Source organism: Xanthobacter flavus (assembly GCF_017875275.1).
In the GTDB taxonomy this organism is placed as follows: domain Bacteria; phylum Pseudomonadota; class Alphaproteobacteria; order Rhizobiales; family Xanthobacteraceae; genus Xanthobacter; species Xanthobacter flavus_A.
In genome coordinates, this window is sequence record NZ_JAGGML010000001.1 from 1,800,180 (window position 1) to 1,817,014 (window position 16,835).

At 68.3% G+C, this 16,835-nt stretch carries 13 protein-coding genes; 8 read left to right on the plus strand and 5 right to left on the minus strand.

From position 1 onward, the window contains the following. The first annotated feature begins 214 nt into the window (after window positions 1–214). On the plus strand, window positions 215–679 hold the full coding sequence (locus tag J2126_RS08745; protein ID WP_209485760.1) for a CYTH domain-containing protein: 465 nt from the start codon (window positions 215–217) through the stop codon (window positions 677–679). A 3-nt stretch (window positions 680–682) separates the two neighbouring features. Here the strand turns inward: J2126_RS08745 and J2126_RS08750 are convergent, their stop codons facing one another. Next, window positions 683–1,216, minus strand: coding sequence for a hypothetical protein (locus J2126_RS08750; RefSeq protein ID WP_209485762.1), 534 nt, complete (start codon window positions 1,214–1,216; stop codon window positions 683–685). Window positions 1,217–1,248: 32 nt separating this feature from the next. Next, window positions 1,249–2,157, minus strand: a complete 909-nt coding sequence (locus J2126_RS08755; RefSeq protein ID WP_209485764.1) for a uracil-DNA glycosylase — start codon at window positions 2,155–2,157, stop codon at window positions 1,249–1,251. 217 nt (window positions 2,158–2,374) lie between these two features. On the opposite strand from J2126_RS08755, the gene J2126_RS08760 reads away from it, so the two are divergent. Continuing rightward, window positions 2,375–4,048 (plus strand): electron transfer flavoprotein-ubiquinone oxidoreductase, encoded by a 1,674-nt coding sequence (locus tag J2126_RS08760; RefSeq protein ID WP_209485766.1) that lies wholly within the window; start codon window positions 2,375–2,377, stop codon window positions 4,046–4,048. 58 nt (window positions 4,049–4,106) lie between these two features. Here J2126_RS08760 and cysG read toward each other — a convergent pair whose 3' ends face one another. The 3 genes from cysG to polA form a co-directional block, all read right to left on the minus strand. Next, on the minus strand, window positions 4,107–5,615 hold the full coding sequence (gene cysG / locus J2126_RS08765; RefSeq protein WP_209485768.1) for a siroheme synthase CysG: 1,509 nt from the start codon (window positions 5,613–5,615) through the stop codon (window positions 4,107–4,109). Between the two features lie 264 nt (window positions 5,616–5,879). Next, window positions 5,880–6,224, minus strand: a complete 345-nt coding sequence (locus tag J2126_RS08770) for a RidA family protein (RefSeq protein ID WP_209485770.1) — start codon at window positions 6,222–6,224, stop codon at window positions 5,880–5,882. A 243-nt stretch (window positions 6,225–6,467) separates the two neighbouring features. Next, the gene (polA, locus tag J2126_RS08775) at window positions 6,468–9,458 is read right to left on the minus strand and encodes a DNA polymerase I (protein ID WP_209485772.1); all 2,991 of its coding nucleotides are present in this window, start codon (window positions 9,456–9,458) and stop codon (window positions 6,468–6,470) included. A gap of 478 nt (window positions 9,459–9,936) precedes the next feature. On the opposite strand from polA, the gene J2126_RS08780 reads away from it, so the two are divergent. The 6 genes from J2126_RS08780 to J2126_RS08805 all read left to right on the plus strand — a co-directional run bounded on the left by J2126_RS08780 (window position 9,937) and on the right by J2126_RS08805 (window position 16,639). Further along, window positions 9,937–11,355, plus strand: a complete 1,419-nt coding sequence (locus J2126_RS08780; RefSeq protein WP_209485774.1) for a CmpA/NrtA family ABC transporter substrate-binding protein — start codon at window positions 9,937–9,939, stop codon at window positions 11,353–11,355. A gap of 68 nt (window positions 11,356–11,423) precedes the next feature. Then, window positions 11,424–12,317: a nitrate ABC transporter permease gene (gene ntrB / locus J2126_RS08785; protein WP_209485776.1), complete on the plus strand. Its 894-nt coding sequence runs from the start codon at window positions 11,424–11,426 to the stop codon at window positions 12,315–12,317. A 33-nt stretch (window positions 12,318–12,350) separates the two neighbouring features. Continuing rightward, entirely contained in the window at window positions 12,351–13,145 is a 795-nt protein-coding gene (locus tag J2126_RS08790; protein WP_209485778.1) for an ABC transporter ATP-binding protein, read from the plus strand. A gap of 63 nt (window positions 13,146–13,208) precedes the next feature. After that, entirely contained in the window at window positions 13,209–13,634 is a 426-nt protein-coding gene (locus tag J2126_RS08795; RefSeq protein WP_209485780.1) for a globin family protein, read from the plus strand. A gap of 10 nt (window positions 13,635–13,644) precedes the next feature. Then, window positions 13,645–14,859, plus strand: a complete 1,215-nt coding sequence (locus J2126_RS08800; RefSeq protein ID WP_209485782.1) for an NAD(P)/FAD-dependent oxidoreductase — start codon at window positions 13,645–13,647, stop codon at window positions 14,857–14,859. Window positions 14,860–14,881: 22 nt separating this feature from the next. After that, window positions 14,882–16,639: a NirA family protein gene (locus J2126_RS08805; RefSeq protein ID WP_209485784.1), complete on the plus strand. Its 1,758-nt coding sequence runs from the start codon at window positions 14,882–14,884 to the stop codon at window positions 16,637–16,639. Window positions 16,640–16,835 lie beyond the last annotated feature (196 nt).

A 16,835-nucleotide genomic window follows, 5' to 3' on the forward strand; every position in this document is an offset into this window, starting at 1 on the left:
TGAGGCAGTGCGCGCCTTGCGCGCGCAAGGCCCGGCCCTGAAACTGGAGCGTGGCCACAGGCGCCACGCCCCAATGTGCAGCGTGTTGACGCATGCGGTATCATGAAATCGTTTTCTGCGATGTTTTAGGGTTTTAGCCCCGTTCTGCGGGCTGGACGAGTCCCGCCCCCTTCGGTCTATGGTGCGGATATCCACAGTCCCAGCCGGCCGAAACATGCCCGTCGAGATCGAGCGCAAGTTCCTCGTGACCTCCAACGCATGGCGGGCGGGCGCGCGCGCCACCCCCATCCGCCAGGGCTACCTCTCGCACGATGGCGCGACGGTGCGCATCCGCATCGCGGACGGCGACGCCTTCATCACCGTGAAGGGCAAGACGCAGGGCCTCTCCCGCGCCGAGTTCGAATATGCGATCCCCATCGAGGACGCGCGTGTGATGCTGGAAACGCTCTGCGCCCGGCCGCTCATCGAGAAGACCCGCTACGCCGTGGAGCACGCCGGCCGCCTTTGGACCGTGGACGTCTTCGAGGGCGAGAATGACGGGCTCGTCATGGCCGAGGTGGAGTTGGACGGCATCGACCAGCAGGTGGACCTGCCCGAGTGGGTGGGCGAGGAAGTCACCTCCGACCCCCGCTACCGCAACTCCGCGCTGGTGAACGCCCCGCTGGGGTATGGGAAGTAGGGCTCACCTCGTTGGGCGGCGCCGGCCCGGACCGATGTTATTGCGCGACTGGACCCGGTTCACAGTCCCAAGCACAATCTGCCGAACCGTGGCGAAATCCTCCGAACCCAGCATGTTCTCGGCGATACGCACCTTGCCGCCCGTGTGAAACACGTCCAGCCAGTGATGGTTCGACATGCTGATATCGCGCAGGCCGGTAATGCTGTCCCAGGGGATGATTGCGTTGTTGGGGGAGAGAATACCCCGCGGCACCGAGAGATGTGTCGACGTGATCTCGATGTTGCGGTTTGCGAACAGGGACAGCAGCAGAATCACGATGCCCATAAGACAGAGCACGACGCTTGCCGCGGCGAGCGCCAGATAGAAGAAGCTCGCATCGGAAGCACTCAGCTCAATGATGTGATTGAGAACCAGACCTCGCACATTGGTTTGGGACCTTAAAAACAGGACGTAGGCGCCTGCGCCGAATGCCAGGATTCCCAGCACCGTCATGATGGGGCGGGTCGTCCGGTAGGGGAAACTCAAATCCTGCATCACGGCCGGTTCCGACACACGCTATGATAGCAACGTCATAGCGCCCCGCCTGCCTTCCCCGCAAGCAGCGCCTCCACCGCCAGCATGTCGCGCCAGGCGAAGCGCTTGCCGAGCGGGGTGCGCAGGAGATAGGCCGGGTGGAAGGTGGCGATGGCGCGGATGGTGCGCGTGCCGGTGTCGTAATCCATGAAGCGCCCGCGCAGCTTGGTGATGCCCTCGGTGGTGCCGAGCAGCGCCTGCGCCGAGGGGCCGCCCAGGCACACCAGGATATCCGGGTCGGCCAGCTCGATCTGCCGGGCGATGAAGGGCAGGCACACCGCCGTCTCCTGCGGCGTCGGCGTGCGGTTGCCGGGCGGGCGCCAGGGGATGACGTTGGCGATATAGGCGCTGGTGCGGTCGAGGCCGATGGCGGCCAGCATCAGATCGAGCAGCTTGCCGGAGCGCCCGACGAAGGGCAGGCCCTGCTGGTCCTCGTCGCGGCCCGGCGCCTCGCCGACGAACATGACCTTCGCGGCCGGATTGCCATCGGCGAACACCAGCCGGCTCGCGGTGCGCTTGAGCGCGCAGCCTTCGAAACCCTCAAGGATCGCCTTCAGCTCGTCGAGGCTCGCGGCCCCCCGTGCCGCCTCGCGCGCGCCCATCACCGCCTCGTCGGGCGGCTGGGTGACGAGAGTGGGCGTCGCCGGAGCGGCTGGCCGCGCGGGCTGGTTGCGGGAGGGCGCGGGACGGGAGGGCGCGACGCCCGCCAGGGCGCCGGAGGCCGGGCCGGCATCTGCGGCCCCGCGCGCCGCAGGCGCCGGTGGCCGGGGACGGCTCGGCTCGGCGGCGCTTTCGGCGAAGCGGTCCACCGGCACCTCGCCGATGGCCACGTCCACGCCCGCCTCCCAGTGGAAGGCGAGAATGTCGGCCCAGTCGTCGAAGTCCCGATCGGCGGTCACGTCCATCCCATCCTTTTAGACAGTCCGCCCGCCGGCGCGAAGCCCGCCCGGACGAAGCCCGCCCGAACATGGCAACCATAGGCCAGCGCCCGCGCGTGCGTAACCACGGAACTATCGTCCCATATAGGGCAAGATGTTGCCCTAAGCGGAAGTGCCCGGTTGTCTTTGCCGGCGTGTCGTGGAAAAAGTCCAATCAACGGGATTGACGGACGGGAGCAGGCGTATGGGCGCGGCGGAGCTGCCAGAGCGCGAGGGCATGGATTATGACGTGGTGGTGGTCGGCGCCGGCCCTGCGGGCCTTGCCACCGCCATCCGCCTGAAGCAGCAGGCCGCCGAGCGCGGCACGGATGTCTCCGTCGTGGTGGTGGAGAAGGGCTCGGAAGTGGGCGCCCACATCCTCTCCGGCGCGGTCGTCGATCCCATCGGCCTCGATGCCCTCATCCCCGGCTGGCGGGACGAGGCGGACACCCCCCTCACCGTCCAGGTCACGGACGACGCCTTCTATCTGCTCGGGCCCGCCGGGGGCGTGCGCCTGCCCAATTTCGCCATGCCGCCGCTGATGAACAACCACGGCAATTATGTCGGCTCCCTCGGCAACGTGTGCCGCTTCCTCGCCCAGAAGGCCGAGGCGCTGGGCGTGGAGATCTATCCGGGCTTCGCCGCCGACGAGATCCTCTATGACGAGAAGGGCGCGGTCATCGGCATCGCCACCGGCGACATGGGCGTCGACAAGACCGGCGCGCAAAAGGCCGAGTTTACCCGCGGCATGGAGCTGCGCGGCCGCTACACCGTCTTCGCCGAGGGCGCGCGCGGGCACCTCACCAAGAAGATCATCGCCAAGTACGACCTCGGCGCGGGCCGCGACGTGCCGAAGTTCGGCATCGGCCTGAAGGAACTCTGGAAGGTGAAGCCGGAGAAGCACAAGCCCGGCCTCGTGCAGCACGCCTTCGGCTGGCCGCTCGATTCCAAGACCGGCGGCGGCGCCTTCCTCTACCATATCGACGACGAGCAGGTGGTGGTGGGCTTCGTGGTCCACCTCAACTACCAGAACCCCTGGCTCTCGCCCTTCGACGAGTTTCAGCGCTTCAAGACCCACCCCATGTTCCGCGACACGTTCGAGGGCGCAAAGCGCATCTCCTACGGCGCCCGCGCCATCACCGAGGGCGGCTACCAGAGCGTGCCGAAGCTCTCCTTCCCCGGCGGCGTGCTGGTGGGCTGCGCGGCCGGCTTCGTGAACGTGCCGCGCATCAAGGGCAGCCACAATGCGGTGCTCTCCGGCATGCTCGCCGCCGACCACCTGCTCGACGCGCTCTGCGCCGAGCGCAGCCATGACGAGCTTGCGAGCTACGAGGCGGCCTGGCGCGCCTCGGCCATCGGCGCGGACCTGAAGAAGGTGCGCAACATGAAGCCGCTGTGGTCGAAGTTCGGCACCTTCCTCGGCATCCCGCTGGGCGCGCTGGACATGTGGACCAACACCTTCGGCTTCTCGCTGTTCGGCACGCTGAAGCACGGCAAGACCGACGCCGCCTCGCTGAAGCCGGCGAAGGACTGCAAGAAGATCCAGTATCCCCGCCCCGACGGCGTGCTGACCTTCGACAAGCTCTCCTCGGTGTTCCTCTCGAACACCAATCACGAGGAGAACCAGCAGGTGCATCTGGTGGTGAAGGACATGGCCCTGCAGAAGGCGTCGGAGCACGACGTCTATGCCGGCCCCTCCAACCGCTACTGCCCCGCCGGCGTCTATGAGTGGATCGAGGAGGGCGCGGACGCCCCGCGCTTCCAGATCAACGCGCAGAACTGCGTCCACTGCAAGACGTGCGACATCAAGGACCCGAACCAGAACATCACCTGGACGGCGCCGGAAGGCGGCGGCGGGCCGAACTATCCCAACATGTGAGGATGGGTCGTCATGCCCCGGCTCGTCCGGGGCATGACGGCGCTATCCGCGCCCTGCCCTACCCCCGCGCGGCCTCGGCCGCCTGCGGCAGGTCCTGCGCCGCGACTTCCGACAGCGCGAAACCATAGAGCACGAGGCAGGGGCCATCCGCCCCGGCCTCGACGGCGCGCGTCACCGCCTCGGCGAGGCTGGCGACCGTGGCGACGACCACCTTTTCCTCCGGCCGGGTGACCGAGAAGATGGCGATGGCAGGCGTCGCCGGCTCGATGCCGGCGGCGAGGAGATTCCGCACGAGGTCCGGCAGTGTCCGGCGCGGCATGTAGACGACCGTGGTCGCCGCCTTGTCGGAGAGCGCCTTGAAGTCGAGATCGGCGGGCAGCTTGCCGTCGCGCGCATGGGCGGTGACGAATTGCAGCCGCCGCGCATGGTCGCGATGGGTGAGCGATGTGACGAGCCGGCTCGCCGCGCCCTGGGGGGAGGAGATGCCGGGCACCACCTCCACCGGCACGCCGGCGGCGCGGCAATAAGCGATCTCCTCGCCCGCCCGGCCGAAGATCATGGGTTCGCCGCCCTTCAGACGCACCACGCGGCGGCCCTCGCGGGCAAGGTCCACCATCAGCGCGTTGATGTCGTCCTGCTTGCAGGAGGGGCCGTAGCCGGTCTTGCCCACCAGCATCTTCTTCGCCTCGCGTCGGGCGAAATCGAGGATCGCGCCGGAGACGAGGTCGTCATAGAGCACCACGTCGGCCGATTGCAGCGCGCGCACGGCCTTGAGCGTGAGCAATTCGGGATCGCCCGGCCCTGCGCCCACCAGTACAACCGAGCCGCCCACGCCCGAGCGACCTTGCGGGGATGAGCCCTGCGTCTCGATGGCGGCGAACAGCGCGGCGCGGTCGGCTTCTTCCGGGGCGCGGTGGGGCTCGGCGAGGGCTTTCGCGGCGAACCGCTCCCAGAAGGCGCGGCGGGCGTGGAAGGAGAGGCCGCGCTCGGTCACCGCCGCGCGCCACGTCTTCGCCGCCTGCGCCCAGGCGCGGAAGCCCGAGGGCAGGAGCGCCTCGATCTTGGCCCGCACCGCCTGCCCGAACACCGGGGCGGCGCCGTCCGTGGAAATGCCCACCACGAGGGGCGAGCGGTTGACGATCGCGCCGAAGGTGAAGTCGCACAGGGCCGGCCGGTCGATGACATTCACCGGCACGCCAGCCGCGCGAGCAGCAGAGGAAAAGCGCGCGGCCGCCTCCGCATCCTCGAAATCGCCGATGGCGAGGGCCGCGCCCGCGATGTCGTCGTCATGCCAGTCGCGCACATGCACCGCGATGGCACCATGGGCAGGCGCGCCGGCCAGCCGCCAGATGTCCTCGCAGACGGCTGGGGCGATCACCTCCACCCGCGCCCCGGCGGCGGAGAGAAGCTCCACCTTCCAGGCCGCCGGCTCACCACCGCCCGCCACCAGCACGCGCCGGCCGTCCAGCCCGAAGAACACCGGCAGGCGGGCAAGCGCCTCCATGCGCGCATGGCCGGTCTCGCGCGGGGCGCGGGGGCTGCTGGATTCGGCACCGGCGGCGGCCATGGGTCGGAAGCTCCGGAAAAACGTCAGGCAGAGAAGGTAAGCTTTAAGAACACCTGGCGCCACCCCTCTCCCCTTGCGGGAGAGGGGTCGGGGGTGAGGGGTAGACGCCGCCGGGAATGTGATCGCGGCGCCACCCCCTCACCCGTCTCGCGGCTGCGCCGCGATCCACCCTCTCCCGCCTGAACTCGGCTGATGCCGAGTTCATTTCGTGAAAGCCGAAGTCGGCAAAAGCCGACTTCGGGGGAGAGGGGGATGCCCGGCAGATCAGCCGCGGGCGGCGACGACGATGATCTCGACCAGGAACTGCGGCGCGGCGAGCTTGCCTTCGCTGGTGGCGCGGGCGGGGGGATTGTCCTTGTCCACCCAGCTGTCCCACACGCTGTTCATGCCGGCGAAATTCTTGATGTCCGACAGCCAGATGGTGGCGGTGAGAAGGCGCGACTTGTCGGTGCCGGCGCGGGCCAGCAGGCTGTCGATGGAGGCGAGCACGGCCTTGGTCTGGCTCTCCACGTCCGGCCCCTCGGCCACCTGGCCGGCGAGATAGACGGTGTTGCCGTGGATCACCGCCTCGCTCATGCGGGCGCCCTTGTCGAGCCGTTCGATGCTCATGATGTGTCCTCGTGTTGGGGAATGGCGGGTGTTTAGCAGTTTCAGGGGCACAGACGTCAATGGCGGAGGCAGTCTCTCCTCATCCCGGCGTCATCGCCCGCCTTGTGCGGGGGATCCACCTGTGGCCGGGCACCCTGTCAGCAGTCGATGAGCGGTCCGCGGCCCCGGTGGATGCCCCGGACAAGCCGGGGCATGACGGCGGAAAGGCTGCGTTGCAGTCGGCCGGGACGCGAGAGCCGCCCCTCAGTGCGCCTCTTCCCAGTTCTTCGCCGCCCGCGCGTCCACCTTCAACGGCACGGCGAGGTGCACGGCGGGCGCCGCCGCGCTCTCCATGGCGTGGCGCACGACGGGAATGGTCGCCTCGGCCTCGCCCTCGGGCACCTCGAACACCAGTTCGTCATGCACCTGCAACAGCATGCGGGCGGAAAGGCCCGCCTGTTCCAGCGCCGGCTCCATGCGGATCATGGCGCGGCGGATGATGTCGGCGGCGGTGCCCTGGAGGCGGGCGTTGATGGCGGCGCGCTCGTTGAAGGCGCGAATGGAGGGGTTCTTCGCCGCAATGTCCGGATAGTGGCAGCGCCGGCCGAACAGCGTCTCCACATAGCCGTGCTCGCGGCAGAAGGTCTTGGTCTCCTCCATATAGTCGCGGATGCCGGGGAAGCGCTCGAAATAGCGCTTGATGTACTGCCCCGCCTCCTCGCGCGGGATGGAGAGCTGGTTGGCGAGGCCGAAGGCGGAGATGCCGTAGATGATGCCGAAATTGATGGCCTTCGCCCGCCGCCGGATTTCCCCCGGCATGTCCTGCACCGGCACGCCGAACATTTCCGATGCCGTCATGGCGTGGATGTCGAGCCCGTCGGTGAAGGCCTGCCGCAGCGCCGGGATGTCCGCGATCTCGGCCAGCAGCCGCAGTTCGATCTGCGAATAGTCGGCCGAGACGAGGAGATTGCCCTCCTCCGCCACGAAGGCGCGGCGGATGCGCCGGCCTTCCTCGGTGCGCACGGGGATGTTCTGAAGGTTGGGATCGGAGGAGGAGAGCCGCCCCGTGGTGGTGGCGGCCAGCGCATAGGAGGTGTGGACGCGCTTCGTCTCAGGATGCACGAAGTTCGGCAGCGCGTCCGTATAGGTGGAGCGGAGCTTGGAGAGCTGGCGCCATTCCAGGATCTTCTGCGGCAGCTTGTGGCCCTGCTCGGCCAACTCCTCCAGCGCGGTGGCCTTGGTGGACCACATGCCGGTGGCGGTCTTGGTGCCGCCGGGCAGGCCCATGCGGCCGAACAATATGTCGCCCATCTGCTTCGGCGAGCCCACGTTCAGCCGCTCGCCGGCCAGCTCCGCGATCTCGTCCTCCACCCGCGCCGCGCCCTGCGCGAATTCGGAGGAGAGGCGCGCCAGCATGGCCTTGTCGATGGCGATGCCGCGCGATTCCATGCGCGCCAGCACGGGAATGAGCGGGCGCTCCAGCGTCTCGTAGACGGTGGTGCGGCCCTCGGCGGCGAGACGGGGCTTCAGCACCTGCCACAGGCGCAGCGTCACGTCCGCATCCTCGGCGGCGTAGGCGGTGGCGGGCTCCAGCGCCACCTTGTCGAAGGTGATCTGCGCCTTGCCCTTCCCCGTCACCTCCGAATAGCCGATGGGCTGATGGCCGAGATGGAGGACGGAGAGTTCGTCCATGCCGTGGCCGTTCTTGCCGGCATCGAGCGCGTAGGACATGCACATGGTGCAGTCGATGGGCGCAACGGTGATGCCGTGGCGGGCCAGCACCGCCTCGTCATACTTCACATTGTGCCCGACCTTGAGCGTGCCCTTGTCCTCGAGCATGGGCTTCAGCGCGGCGACCGCATCGGTGAGCGAAATCTGCCCCGGCAGCAGGCCTTCGCTGAACAGGCCGTCGCCCGCCCCCTGATGCAGCAGCGGGATGTAGCAGGCCTCATTGGGCGAGAGCGCCAGCGAGACGCCCACGAGGTCCGCCTGCATGGGGTCCAGCGAATTGGTCTCGGTGTCGAAGGCGACGACGCCGAGGTCCACGGCCTTCGCGCACCATGCCTTCAGCTCGGAAAGATCGAGGATGGTGCGGTAGGCCTTGCGGTCCACCGGCGTCGCCCGCGCGGCCTGCGCGCGCTGGTGGGCGAGATCGGCAGGGGTGGGCGTGCCGCCGGGGGCGGCGGCAGCGGCGCCCGGCTGGGCGACGGCGGCCGGCGCTTCCCCATCTGCGGCAGGCGAGGAGGCGGGCGCGAAGAGATCGCCGCCGCTCGGCGCCAGCTTCGGGTCCGGCTCCACCTCGCCGGCTTCCACACCATAGGCCTCGGCCACACGGCGGGTGATGGTGGTGAATTCCATGGCCTTCAGGAAGGAGATCAGGCGCTTGGCGTCCGGATCTTCCAGCACGAGGTCTTCGAGCGGCACCTCCACCGCCACGTCGCGCACCAAGGTCACGAGCTGCTTGGAGATGCGCGCCGCCTCCTGATTGTTCAGAAGCGATTCCCGACGCTTGGGCTGCTTGATCTCGCCCGCGCGGGCGAGCAGCGTTTCCAGATCCCCATATTCGGCGATGAGCTGGGCGGCGGTCTTGATGCCGATGCCGGGCACGCCGGGCACGTTGTCGGTGGAATCCCCGGCCAGCGCCTGCACGTCCGTGACCTTCTCCGGCGGCACGCCGAAATATTCCTGCACCTCGCCGAGGCCGATGCGCCGCTCGGGCCGCGCCCCGCGCCCGCCGCTCTCGCCGGAGGCGGGGTCATACATGGCGACCTTCGGGCCGATCAGCTGCATCAAGTCCTTGTCGGCGGAGACGATGAGCACGTCCGCCCCGGCCTTGACCGCCTGCTCGGCATAGGTGGCGATGATGTCGTCAGCCTCGTAGCGCGCCTGCTCCACCGGGATGAGGCCGAAGGCGCGCACCGCCTCGCGCATGAGCGGGAACTGGGGGATCAGCTCCTCCGGCGGATCGGAGCGGTTGGCCTTGTAGTCGGGGTACAGCTCCTTGCGGAAGCTGTCCTCCGACTTGTCGAAGACGATGGCGAGATGGGTGGGGCGGATGCCCACCGCCCCGTCGCGCACGAACTGGAACAGCTTCGTGCAGAAGAGGCGCACCGCGCCCGTGGGCAGCCGGTCCGAGCGGAAATTGTACTTCCGGTCCTGGTTGATGGACTGGAAATAGGCGCGGAACACGAAGGAGGAGCCATCCACCAGGAACACATGGTCGCCGGGCTTGAGGGGGCGGGGAGAGGGGGACATGGGGCGTCCTTCAAAGGTCCGGCGGCAGCGGCGACCAGCGGTCGGAATCGGGGTCGATCGAAGGCGCGCACGATGCCCGAGGGGGCGGCGGGGGACAAGAGCGGCACCGGCGGCAGCGCCGCCGATAGACGCGGCTCAAGAGGTGCACGCTCCAACGGCCAAGCCGTGCCGCGTCGCACACTTCACAGGCATCTGCATCGCGTAATGACCAACACTGATGCAGGCAGCGTCCGCGCCCAATTTTTAATCAGACAAGATTCAATATTCAAATCAGCCAGATAGGCATTTCGAGGCAGTTGGCCCGCCGCTTGCTTTTAACGTTGCGGCGCAGTCGATGATGACCGCGCCCCATATTCGTCCCAACGATGGGACCCGCAGCAGAGCCGCTGACAGCCATGGCCGGAAGGTCGTGAGCATGTCCGCGGCTTTTTTCGTTTCGGGTCTCCTCGTCCGCCTTTGCCGTCCAGGGGAAAACAAAATGAGCGACGCTTCCAAGACCGAGTCCGCTGCCGCCGAATCCGCAGCCACATCGAACGCCAAGACTGAGAGCGCCAAGACTGAGAGCGCCAAGACTGAGAGCGCCACCCCGGCCGCTGCCGCCGGCGTCTCGCGCCGCTCGCTCCTGAAGGGCACGGCCGCCGCGCTCGGCACCGCTGCGCTGTTCGAGAGCATCCGCATGGCGTTCCCCGGCGGCGTGCCGGCGGCCTATGCGGCGACGCCGGAGACCACCAAGGCGACGCTCGGCTACATCGCGCTCATGGACGCCTCGCCCCTCGTCATCGCGAAGGAGAAGGGTTTCTTCGCCAAGCACGGCGTGCCCGACGCGGAGGTGGTGAAGCAGGCCTCCTGGGGCGCCACCCGCGACAACCTCGTGCTCGGCGGCGAGAAGAACGGCATCGACGGCGCGCACATCCTCACGCCCATGCCCTACCTGATCTCCACGGGCAAGGTGACGCAGAACAATGTGCCGACCCCCATGTACATCCTCGCGCGCCTGAACCTCGACGCGCAGGCCATCTCGGTCTCGAACGAATACAAGGACCTCAAGGTCACGGCCAATGCCGGCGCCCTCAAGGAGGCTTTCGCCAAGAAGAAGGCCGAGGGCAAGGAAGTAAAGATCGCCATGACCTTCCCGGGCGGCACCCACGATCTGTGGATCCGCTACTGGCTGGCCTCGGCCGGCATCGACCCGGACAAGGACGTCTCCACCATCGTGGTGCCGCCGCCCCAGATGGTCGCAAACATGAAGGTCGGCAACATGGACGCCTTCTGCGTGGGCGAGCCGTGGAACGAGCAGTTGGTCAACCAGGGCATCGGCTTCACCGCCTGCACCACCGGCGAGATCTGGAAGCAGCACCCCGAGAAGGCGCTCGGCATGCGCGCCGACTATGTGGACAAGAACCCCAACGCCACCCGCGCCATCCTGAAAGCCGTCATGGAAGCCCAGCAATGGTGCGACAAGATGGAAAACAAGAAGGAGATGTCGGAAATCGTCGGCAAAAGGCAGTGGTTCAACGTGCCCGTCTCCGACATCTACGGCCGCGCCATCGGCGACATCAATTACGGCAATGGCCGCGTGGTGAAGAATTCCGACCAGTACATGAAGTTCTGGATGGACCACGCCTCCTATCCCTTCCGCAGCCATGACGCCTGGTTCATCACCGAGGACATCCGCTGGGGCAAGTTCGAGCCCACGACGGACATCAACGCCCTCGTCGCCAAGGTGAACCGCGAGGAGATCTGGCGCGAGGCGGCGAAGGAGCTGGGCGTCGCCGCCAGCGATATCCCCGCCTCGTCGTCGCGCGGCAAGGAAACCTTCTTCGACGGCAAGGTCTTCGACCCCGCCGATCCGCAGGCCTACCTCAAAAGCCTCGGCATCAAGCGCGTCGACGCCTGAGCCGCGCCAATACGCCCCCTCCCGCGCGGAGGGGCCTCTTCCCGATACCCAGACCCGGAGTTCGTGCCATGTCCGTCACCGCCTTGAAGGAGCCGCCCCGCGAGGTCCGACGCTCCGGGACAGCAGAAGTCGTCAAGATGAAGCCTGCCGCCATGCGCCGGCCCTCCCGCTGGCCGGGCTATGCGAAATCCGTCGCCGCCACCGTCATCCCGCCGCTGGTGATGGTGGTGCTGCTCGGCCTGCTGTGGGAAATCCTGTGCTCCGGCGCGGGCGCCACGCTGCCGCCGCCGAGCCGCATCTGGGCGGATTCCAAGGACCTCATCCTCGACCCGTTCTTCGTCGCCGGCCCGCAGGACATCGGCCTCGGCTGGCGCGTTCTGGTCTCGCTCCAGCGGGTGGCGGTGGGCTTCGGCCTCGCGGCGGTGGTGGGCATCGCGCTCGGCGCTGTGGTGGGCCAGTCGGTGTGGGCCATGCGCGGGCTCGATCCCATCTTCCAGGTGCTGCGCACGGTGCCGCCGCTGGCGTGGCTGCCCATCGCCCTGGCGGCGTTCCGCGACAGCAATCCTTCGGCGATCTTCGTGATCTTCATCACCGCCATCTGGCCGATCATCATCAACACGGCGGTGGGCATAAGGAACATCCCGCAAGATTACCGCAACGTGGCGCTGGTTCTGCGGCTGAACCCGCTCGAATTCTTCTGGAAGATCATGATGCCGTCCGCGGCACCCTACATCTTCACCGGCCTTCGCATCGGCATCGGCCTCAGCTGGCTCGCCATCGTTGCGGCGGAGATGCTCACCGGCGGCGTCGGCATCGGCTTCTTCATCTGGGATGCGTGGAACTCCTCCCGCCTGCCCGACATCATCGTCGCCCTCGTCTACATCGGCCTCGTCGGCTTCGTGCTCGACCGCCTGGTGGCCGGCATCGGCTCCTTCGTCACCCGTGGCACGCAGGCTTCCTGAGCCCTGCCCGACCCCATCTTCAAGGAGGCTTCGATGCCCGCCTATCTCGAGCTGAGCCAGATCGGCAAGACCTTCTCCCGCGGCGCCGCCACCACCGAGGTGCTGCGCGATGTTTCCCTCGACATCGCCAAGGGGGAGTACATCTCCATCATCGGCCATTCCGGCTGCGGCAAGTCCACCTTGCTCAACATCGTGGCCGGCCTCACCTCCGCCACCACGGGCGGGGTGATCCTCGACGGGCGGGAGGTGAATTCCCCCGGCCCGGACCGAGCGGTCGTGTTCCAGAACCACTCGCTGCTGCCCTGGCTCACCGTCTACGAAAATGTGCGCCTCGCGGTGGACAAGGTGTTCTCCGGCACCCGCTCGCGCGCCGAGCGGCACGACTGGACCCTGCACAATCTCGACCTCGTGCAGATGGGCCACGCCAAGGACAAGCGCCCGGCGGAAGTCTCCGGCGGCATGAAGCAGCGCGTCGGCATCGCCCGCGCGCTCGCCATGGAGCCGAAGGTGCTGCTGCTGGACGAGCCTTTCGGCGCGCTGGACGCGCTCACCCGCGCCCATCTCCAGGACAGCGTGATGCAGATCCACGCCACGCTGGGCAACACCATCCTCATGATCACCCACGACGTGGACGAGGCGGTGCTGCTCTCCGACCGCATCGTGATGATGACCAACGGCCCCTCCGCCTATGTGGGCGAGGTGCTGGAGGTGAAGCTGCCCCGTCCGCGCAAGCGCCTCGAGCTGGTGACCAACCCCACCTACCTCAAGGCCCGCGAGGCGGTGCTGAAATTCCTCCACGAACGCCACCGCTTCGTCGAGGCGGCCTGACGCGCCGGGGAGCGGGTTTCCCCGCACCCGCTCCCCGTCTTCATTTCAAGCCAGGAGATATCCATGACTCCGAGCCAGATTGATCTGATCCAGGATTCGTTTCGCAAGGTCGTTCCCATCTCCGACACCGCCGCCGCTTTGTTCTACGGCCGGCTGTTCGAGATCGCGCCGGAGGTGAAGCCCCTGTTCAAGGGCGACATGAGCCTCCAGGGCGCCAAGCTCATGGCGACGCTCGGCCTCGTGGTCGCCGGCCTCAACGATCTGTCGAAGATCGTCCCGGCCGCCGAGAGCCTCGCCCGCAAGCATGTGGGCTACGGCGTGAAGGACGAGCATTACGCCCCCGTCGGCGCCGCGCTCATCTGGACGCTGGAGCAAGGCCTCGGGCCGGACTTCACCCCCGAGACGAAGGCCGCGTGGATCGAGGCCTACGCCATCCTCTCCTCCGTCATGATCGCCGCCGCTGCCAAGGCGCCGGTCGCGGCCGAGTAAGGAGGCAGGCGTGAGCGAGCCCCTTCTCGTCATCGGCAACGGCATGGCCGCCGCGAAGCTCTGCGAGGAGCTGACCTCCCGCGCGCTGGGCCGCCACGCCGTTGCGGTGATCGGGGCGGAGCCCTGCCTTGCGTACAATCGCGTGCTTCTGTCCGAGGTGCTCGCCGGCCACATGACCGCCGCCGAGGCGGAGATGAAGCCCGCCACCTGGTGGCGCGAGCGGGGCGTGACGCTGCAATACGGCACCCCCGCCGCCGCCATTGACCGCGCCGCGCGCAACGTGGTCCTCGCCGACGGCCGCCGCCTGCCCTTTGGCAAGCTGGTGCTGGCCACCGGCTCCCACCCCATCCGCCTGCCGCTGCCCGGCATGGCGCTGCCCGGCGTCCACACCTTCCGCGATCTGAAGGACGTGGAAGCCCTGCTCGCCGCCGCCGCTGTTCCCGGAACCCGCGCCGTGGTCATCGGCGGCGGCCTGCTCGGCATCGAGGCCGCGGCGGGCCTTGCCGGCGCGGGCGTCGAGACCCGCCTCGTCCATCTCATGGACCGGCTGATGGAGCGCCAGCTCGATGTCGCCGCCGCCGGCTTCCTCAGGCGCGCCGTGGAGGCCAAGGGCATCGAAGTGCTGCTCGGCGCCGCGAGCGAGGCCATAGAGGGCGACAGCCATGTCACCGGCCTGCGCCTGAAAGACGGCCGCGTCATTCCCGCCGACATTCTCGTGGTGGCCTGCGGCGTCACCCCCAATGCGGACCTTGCCCGCGCGGCGGGGCTGGAGGTGAAGCGCGGCATCGTGGTGGACGATACCCTCGCAGCCTCCGATCCCGACATCTTCGCCATCGGCGAATGCGCCGAGCATCGCGGCATGACCTACGGCCTCGTCGCCCCGGCCTATGAGCAGGCTGGCGTGCTCGCCCGTCGCCTCGCGGGAGAGGACGCGCGCTATGCGGGCTCCGTCGTCTCCACCAATCTCAAGGTGTCGGGCGTGCCCGTCTTCTCCGCCGGCGACGTCACCGGCGGTCCGGGCACCGAGGACATCGTGCTCACCGATCGCGGCCTCGGCGTCTATCGCCGGCTCATCGTGAAGGACGGCCGGCTCGCCGGCGCCGTGCTGTTCGGCGACACGGCGGACGGTCTCTTCTATCTCGACCTCATCACACGCCGCACCCCCATCGCCGCCATGCGCCCTGAGCTTGCGTTCGGCCGCGATGCGGTGGCCGCCGCTGCCTGACAAGAAGAAGAAAGGAAACCCCATGGGCGCCGATTTCACCACCGACCAGAAACGCTATCTGGAAGGCTTCGTCTCCGGCGCGAAGGCGGTGCAGATCGCACGGAGCGCGCCCGCGCCCGCAGTCGCGCCGGTGGCGGAGATGACCGGCCCGGACGCCGCCAGCCACCGCGCCATGGCCCGCTTCGAGGCGGAGGGCAGGAAGCTCACCCCGGAAGAGAAGGCCAAGCGCGAGGAACTGGGCCTCGACGCCTATGACCGCATGCGCGCCGCCGCCCGCGAGGGCGTGTTCCCGAAGGGGCCCGACCTGCTGCGCTGGAAGTATCACGGCCTGTTCCATGTCGCCCCGGCGCAGGACAGCTACATGTGCCGCATGCGCATTCCCGGCGGCATCCTCACCCACTGGCAGTTCCGGGGCGTCGCCGACATCGCGGAGCGCCATGGCGGCGGCTACACCGACATCACCACCCGCGCCAATCTCCAGATCCGCGAGATTGCGGCCACTGACGGCATCGCCGTGCTGGAGGGGCTCGTCGCCCTCGGCCTCACGGCGAAGGGCTCGGGCGCGGACAATATCCGCAATGTCACCGGCACGCCCACCGCCGGCATCGACCCGCAGGAACTCATCGACACCCGCCCGCTGGCCAGCGGGTGGCACCATTACATCCTCAACAGCCGCGACATGTACGGCCTGCCGCGCAAGTTCAACGTGGCCTTCGACGGCGCCGGCACCATCGGCGCGCTGGAGGACACCAACGACATCGGCTTCCAGGCGGTGGAGGTGATGGACGGCTTCGGCGTCGACGGAGGCGTGTGGCTGCGCCTCGTGCTGGGCGGCATCACCGGCCACAAGGATTTCGCCCGCGACACCGGCATCGTCGTGCGCCCGGACGAGGCGGTGGAGGTGGCGGCGGCCATCGTGCGCGCCTTCATCGACACCGGCGACCGCACCGACCGCAAGAAGGCGCGGCTGAAATACGTGCTCGATTCCATGGGCTTCGACGGCTTCCTGAAGCTGGTGGAGGACAAGCTCGGCCGCCCCTTCACCCGCCTTGCCGCCGCGGCGGTGATGCCGCGGCCGGAGCCGGACCGGCTCGCCCATCTCGGCGTGCATCCGCAGAAGCAGGCGGGGCTGAATTATGTGGGCGTGGCGACGCCCGTGGGCCGCATGAACGCGGCGCAGATGCGCGGCCTCGCCGACATTTCGGCGCGCTCCGGCGACGGCGACATCCGCCTCACCGTCTGGCAGAACCTGCTCATTTCCGGCGTTGCCGATGCGGATATCGCGGCCGTCACGGACGCGGTGGAGGCCCTCGGTCTCACCACGAAGGCAACACCGCTCCAGGCCGGCATCGTCGCCTGCACCGGGGCGAAGGGCTGCCGCTTCGCGGCGGCCGACACCAAGGGCACCGCGCGGGCCATTCTGGCCCACTGTGAAGAGCGCGTCGCCCTCGACGGGCCGGTGAACATCCATGTCACCGGCTGCCACAATTCCTGTGCCCAGCATTACATCGGCGATATCGGGCTGATCGGGGCGCGGGTGCCCGTCAATGACGACGGGGACACGGTGGACGGCTATCACATCCTCGTCGGCGGAGGCTTCGGCAGCGCGGCCGCCATCGCCCGCGAGCTTTACCAATATGTGCCGGCGGACGACGCCCCGGCCGTGGTGGAACGCCTGCTGAAAAGCTGGAAGGCCCACCGCACGCCGGGCGAGACCTTCGCCCAATTCACCCGCCGCCTCGATCCCGATGCGCTGAAGGCGCTGGCGGCGGCGGCATGAATCGCCCGGCCTCTTCCCTTCGGCCGCTGCGCGACGCCGTGCGCTGGCCCCCGGCTCGCATTCCGCTGACGCTCCATGCGTCCGGGGCGCGAGAACGGGCGCGTGTCCCGGCCGACTGCAATGCAACGCAGCGCAGTGGAAGGAGAGCCGGGACCCAGCGCAACATGCGTGCGCCTCTGGCGCGCACCGTTTCCGG

Coding starts and splice junctions, on each gene's coding strand:
- J2126_RS08760 (WP_209485766.1), top strand. CDS start 2,375: ATGGGCGCGGCGGAGCTGCCAGAGCGCGAGGGCATGGATTATGACGTG.
- polA (WP_209485772.1), bottom strand. CDS start 9,458: ATGTCCCCCTCTCCCCGCCCCCTCAAGCCCGGCGACCATGTGTTCCTG.
- ntrB (WP_209485776.1), top strand. CDS start 11,424: ATGTCCGTCACCGCCTTGAAGGAGCCGCCCCGCGAGGTCCGACGCTCC.
- J2126_RS08805 (WP_209485784.1), top strand. CDS start 14,882: ATGGGCGCCGATTTCACCACCGACCAGAAACGCTATCTGGAAGGCTTC.
- J2126_RS08770 (WP_209485770.1), bottom strand. CDS start 6,224: ATGAGCATCGAACGGCTCGACAAGGGCGCCCGCATGAGCGAGGCGGTG.
- cysG (WP_209485768.1), bottom strand. CDS start 5,615: ATGGCCGCCGCCGGTGCCGAATCCAGCAGCCCCCGCGCCCCGCGCGAG.
- J2126_RS08790 (WP_209485778.1), top strand. CDS start 12,351: ATGCCCGCCTATCTCGAGCTGAGCCAGATCGGCAAGACCTTCTCCCGC.
- J2126_RS08780 (WP_209485774.1), top strand. CDS start 9,937: ATGAGCGACGCTTCCAAGACCGAGTCCGCTGCCGCCGAATCCGCAGCC.
- J2126_RS08755 (WP_209485764.1), bottom strand. CDS start 2,157: ATGGACGTGACCGCCGATCGGGACTTCGACGACTGGGCCGACATTCTC.
- J2126_RS08745 (WP_209485760.1), top strand. CDS start 215: ATGCCCGTCGAGATCGAGCGCAAGTTCCTCGTGACCTCCAACGCATGG.
- J2126_RS08795 (WP_209485780.1), top strand. CDS start 13,209: ATGACTCCGAGCCAGATTGATCTGATCCAGGATTCGTTTCGCAAGGTC.